The sequence below is a fragment of the Pseudorhodoplanes sp. genome (assembly GCF_035565795.1).
GTDB lineage: Bacteria > Pseudomonadota > Alphaproteobacteria > Rhizobiales > Xanthobacteraceae > Pseudorhodoplanes.
This window is the reverse complement of the sequence record NZ_DATMRV010000116.1, coordinates 1-5083: the sequence shown is the minus strand read 5'-3', so window position 1 is coordinate 5083 and position 5083 is coordinate 1. Positions and strand designations below refer to the sequence as shown.

Annotated in this window: 5 protein-coding genes; 1 reads left to right on the top strand and 4 read right to left on the bottom strand. The window is 61.4% G+C overall.

Translation table 11 applies throughout. The annotated features are described in order from the left end of the window. The first annotated feature begins 72 nt into the window (after positions 1–72). Positions 73–1137 (top strand): AI-2E family transporter, encoded by a 1065-nt coding sequence (locus tag VNZ93_RS11190; protein ID WP_325704389.1) that lies wholly within the window; start codon positions 73–75, stop codon positions 1135–1137. A 7-nt stretch (positions 1138–1144) separates the two neighbouring features. Here the strand turns inward: VNZ93_RS11190 and VNZ93_RS11185 are convergent, their stop codons facing one another. The 4 genes from VNZ93_RS11185 to VNZ93_RS11170 form a co-directional block, all read right to left on the bottom strand. After that, positions 1145–2137, bottom strand: a complete 993-nt coding sequence (locus VNZ93_RS11185; RefSeq protein WP_325704386.1) for a DUF4105 domain-containing protein — start codon at positions 2135–2137, stop codon at positions 1145–1147. A 203-nt stretch (positions 2138–2340) separates the two neighbouring features. Next, positions 2341–3423: a TRAP transporter substrate-binding protein DctP gene (locus VNZ93_RS11180; RefSeq protein ID WP_325704383.1), complete on the bottom strand. Its 1083-nt coding sequence runs from the start codon at positions 3421–3423 to the stop codon at positions 2341–2343. 100 nt (positions 3424–3523) lie between these two features. Then, positions 3524–4651, bottom strand: coding sequence for an SAM-dependent methyltransferase (locus VNZ93_RS11175; protein ID WP_325704380.1), 1128 nt, complete (start codon positions 4649–4651; stop codon positions 3524–3526). A gap of 21 nt (positions 4652–4672) precedes the next feature. Then, the coding region (locus VNZ93_RS11170; RefSeq protein WP_325704377.1) for an Ldh family oxidoreductase at positions 4673–5083 on the bottom strand (411 nt) is incomplete at its 5' end.

Below are 5083 nucleotides of genomic sequence, written 5' to 3'. Positions count from 1 at the left end.
CATATTCAGTTCAGCATTGCCAGAGCCCGCGGATGATTGCAGGCTGCAACATCGATTGATGATGGCGGACGCATGACCGACACGATATCTTCCGGAGCGACCGGGCGGCTGACATTCTATGTCGGCATTCTCACCACCATCGCTGTTGTGGCCTCGCTCTATCTTGCGACCAGCGTGTTCGCACCGGTTGCCGGCGCGCTGTTCATTATCGCCTTGGCCTGGCCAATCCAGGACTGGCTGCAGCAGCGCATGCCGCGCCTGCTGGCGCTTGCGATCGTCATGTGCGCCGTCGTGGTCGTTTTCCTCGGATTTGCCGCGACGGTCGCCTGGGGCTTCGGCCGTGTCGTGCGCGCACTGATTGCAGAAGCACCGCGCTTCCAGTCGCTGTACGACGCCGCGACCCTATGGCTCGAGGGGCGTGGCATCGTCGTCGATGGTGTCTGGACCGAGCATTTCAACCTGCGCTGGCTGATCGCCACGCTCCAGAGCGTAACCGGGCGCGTCAACACCACGATCACGTTCTGGCTCGTGGTCGCGGTCTACGTCATCCTCGGCCTGCTTGAGGTGCGCACGATCGAAACCAAGATCCGCGCTCTCGTGAGCAGCGATGCAGCGCGGATCGCGATCGAAGGCACGCGCGCGACAGCCGAGCGCTTTCGCCGCTACATGATGATCCGAACCTGGATGAGCATTGCGACCGGCGTGACCGTCTGGGCGCTGGCCTCCCTATCGGGGCTCGCGCTCGCACCGGAATGGGGCGTTATCGCATTCGCGTTGAACTACATCCCGTTCATCGGACCGTTCATCGCCACGGTTTTCCCCACTTTCTATGCGCTTGCCCAGTTCGAATCCTGGCAGGCTGCACTCGTCGTCTTCGCCTGCCTCAATGTGATCCAGTTTGTCATCGGCAGCTATATCGAGCCGCGCGTCTCCGGCAGCGCGCTTGCAGTCTCGCCGTTCATCGTGCTCCTGTCGGTGTTCTTCTGGACCTGGATGTGGGGCTTTTTCGGCGCGTTCATCGGCGTACCGATCACGATCGCAATCCTGACCTTCTGCGCGCAACATCCATCGACGCAATGGATCGCTGAATTGTTCGGCGATCCCGATGCTCCGCCGAAGTCCGCGTCCACGGCCTGACGGCGGCTCAGCGCGCGATCGTCGGCAGGCCCTGTCGGATACGATCGGAGAAATCCGGCGCGTCGCCAGCCTTGATCACCGCCTCGTTGATCAACGAGCGGCGGCGCAGTTCGTCGAACGGCAGCGTCGTGTCGACGCGACCCGAATGATAAAGATAGCTGTCAATCAATCCGTTCAGCAGATGCCGGATATCGAAACGGCCCTCGCGGCCCGCTGCATTGGCATAGCGGATGATGTTGATGGTGCAGCTGTTGGTGAGCAGGTGGTACCATTCCGGCCGCTCGGCCAGTTCGTTGATCCGCTTCAGGTAGACCAGGAGCAGGGCCCGCGCGTCAGCGGGCGACGCATTGAGACGATAGAGATATGTCGCCTCGTTGCGATGCTTGGGACGTGACGCGACAATATCGCGCTCGCTGCCCACCACGTAGATCAGCTCGAATTGCTTGAACAGCGACGCGAGCGGATCGAAGCCCTCTCCGATTTCCGGACGGGTCTCGATCGAAATAGCGAGCGGCGGCGCATTGTCGAAGATGAAGCTCAGGAAGGTATGTCCGACCGGACCCTCGGCCCAGTACGAGATATAGAAATCGATGCCCGTCACATGCGACAACTGGATGTCACGCGTCTCGTAGCGGACATCGAAGTCATGGCGGCTGCGATACGTAAAGTCGCGCACTCCAGTGATCCGCACGTTGTCGCCGTCGATATAGGCGCGCGGCATCACGGCGACCTCGGGCCGCCAGGGCCGGTCATGCGAAGGCGGGATCGCCACCCACCACACCACCACTGCGAGAAATCCGGCGAGGAACACCCACGTCCGCCGCGGACGCGACAGCAACAAGGTCCAGATCGCAAAGCCCGCGAAGGCGATCGCTGCGACCAGGCGCAGCCACGGCCAGGGCAGATTGGAGAAATAGATCGCGAGCGTCGCCCAGACGACGGCCAGCAGCAGGATCAATGCCCGCACCACCATCCAGACGCCGGATAAGATCCGGGACATCAACCCGCGCTGCGAACGCGGTGAGGTTTGCTGAACGGCATTTTCTGTCACGGAGAATCACATCGGTTGTGTCATGCCGGCGAACATTCGCCGGCGCAACTGTCGCTAACACAGCCGGAACTCAAGTTGAACCGCAGAGATGGCCTCAAAAGCAAACGGCCGGCAACCCGCCAAGGGCCGCCGGCCGTTTCTACTCCTTCAGCTTAGCGGGACGGCGCGGCAAATCGTGCGCTATCCAGCCGGTATTCTGCGACGCGGAACCACGCGTTCGAGTCGTTCGCGAACTTGGTCCAGGGCTCGTAGATCGTCTTGAAGTCCGGATTCTTGCTTGCAAGGTCGTCGAACGTTTCCTGCGAAGCTTTGAAACAGGCCTCCATCACGTCGCGCGGGAAGGCGCGAATCTCCGCACCGCCGGCAACGAGACGCCGCAACGCCGCCGGGTTCTTGGCGTCGTAGCTTGCGAGCATCATAGTCATCTGCTCGTTGGCTGCGGTTTCGTAGGCGATCCGGAATTCCTTGGGCAGGCCTTCCCATGCGCCCTTGTTGACGAGCGAGGTGATCTGCGCCGAGCCTTCCCACCAGCCGGGCGTATAATAGTATTTCGCCACCTTGTAGAAGCCGAGTTTCTCGTCGTCATGCGGGCCGATCCATTCGGCCGCGTCGATGGTGCCGCGCTCGAGCGACGAATAGATGTCCGCGGCGCCGATCTGCTGCGGCACAACTCCGAGCTTCGAGAACACGGTGCCGCCGAGACCGCCGATGCGGAATTTGAGGCCCTTCAGATCCTCGACCGAGTTGATTTCCTTGCGGAACCAGCCACCCATCTGCACGCCGACATTGCCGACCGGCACCTGCACGAGCCCCGCTTTGCCGAAGAGAGTTCGCAGCAGCTCCATTCCGCCGCCGTAATACAGCCAGGAGGCCTGCTGCCGCGCGTTGAGACCGAACGGCAGACCGCCGTCGAAAGCATAGGCCGAGTTCTTTCCGATGAAATACGATGTCAGCGTGTGCGAACATTCCACCGTGTTGCTTGCCGCTGCATCGAAGACCTGCAGCGGCGGCACGATTTCGCCGCCCGCGAAAACCTGGATCTGAAACTTGCCGTCGGTGATCTGTGCGATCCGCTCGCACATCGCGGCCGCCGAACCATAAAGCGTATCGAGGCTCTTCGGCCAGCTTGTCGCCATCCGCCACTTGATCGTCGGCGTCTGAGCAATTGCTGGAGCCGCAAGGCCGGTACTTGCGGCAACGAGACCGGCACCCTTCAGAAATTTACGACGTTGCATGATCCACCTCTTTGTCCCCGTTGCATTAATTTGGTGTGCAAACTTGTAGTGACAGCCTTAGACAGCACTTCCTCCTCGCCTGTCCGGTCCGGCACCGGCTTCAGGCTTTTTTTGAGACCACCATGAAACAGTGGACGTAATCCATCGCGTGGCCTTCCGGCGACGCGGCGACTTCGGCTTCATAGGAATCGTAGAAACGATTGATGATCGCCATCCGATCCTGCTGCGGACGGCTCGGATCGAGGCCGCCCATGAATGTGCTTTCGCTCCATGAGCGCAATGTCGGAACGTAACTCTTGGCGAATGCGGCCGCATCGCCCTTCTGCTTGAAGTCTGCGGCGTAAGGGCACCCCGTCGTCCGCGTGAAAGCCTTTTCGAGCACCAGCCCGGCCTTGCTCACCGCCGAGTCCCGATCGTTGAACGGCGCAACGAATTCCTCCTTCGTCTTGTAGAACTGGACGAAATTCGCGCGCTTGTATTCCGCCTCGGTAATGGTCCCGTCGCGCAACAGATTGCGCCAATGCTTGGCGAAGGTGTCATGCATGTTCACCCCGCCGGTATTGCCGAGATAATGCCCCTTTTCGTCCTCGCAGAAATTCGCGAACACGAATTTTCCGCCCGGCACCATCTCGCGCGCACGATGCAAAAGGATCGTGTCCCAGTCGGCGAGCGCGGCTTTACGCAGCTCCTTCTTTTCTTCCGGGTTTGCCCCGACCGCATGAGGGTGATCGGCAATCTGCAGCGGCAGCTTGCTGAGCCAGTGCATCGCCGTCGCGGAAAATCCGAGCGAGACGGTCTGATCCGGAAAGATCTGCCGATAGAAGCTCATGCCACTGCCGAAGGTGAAAACATTCGGCTGAAGTGCGAGCGGGTTCTCCTTGTAAGCCGGCAATAATCCCTGCAGCAGCTGGAACAGGACCGAAAAGTCGTTGTGCGGGAGGTCGGTATAGGTAATCGCGATCTGGCGCTCGGGCGCGTCCTTCCGAAGCCGTGCGATCGCCTTGCGCATCATGTCGATCGAGGTACCGCCGTCCGCCGCGCCGTAATCCGCGATCGTGAATGGCGTTGCGCCCTTCAGCGGCATGGACTCGAGCGCTTCCAGCACGAGATCGGCGGCCGCGTCGATCACGGCCTTGGCGCCGACGGTATTGGCGCTGTAATAGCCGGCGCCGCGCATCGCGATTACGGGCGAATTGGTTTCGCTCTGTTGTTTACTCTGACTCGCCATTCTTCCTCTCCTGCTATCCCTTTACCGCTGCGCGGCCAGGTCCCTGATCTGCTGCACGAGGTCCGCCGAAACCGCGATGCCTGCACCCGCCTTCGCGCGCGCGGCCTCGCGCTTCGCTCCGGGAATATGTGCGCCCTCCTGCGCGGCGATCGCCTCGACTAGCCGCGTCACACGCTGTGCAAAATCTCCGCCGGAACTGGTCGCGACATCGATCGCGATGAAGAATTGTCCGGTGCGCGGCGGACCTCCTGCCGTGCCGGAGAACGGGCTCGCATCCAGCGCAAGCACCGCGCCGCTTGCAGCTGCGGCCAGCAATTCGACCATCAGGCCTGCACCGAAACCCTTGTAACCGCCGCTCGGCGCCATTGTGCCTTTCAGCGCGACATCAGGATCCGTGGTGGGCTGACCGTCCGGTCCGAAAGCCCAGCCTTC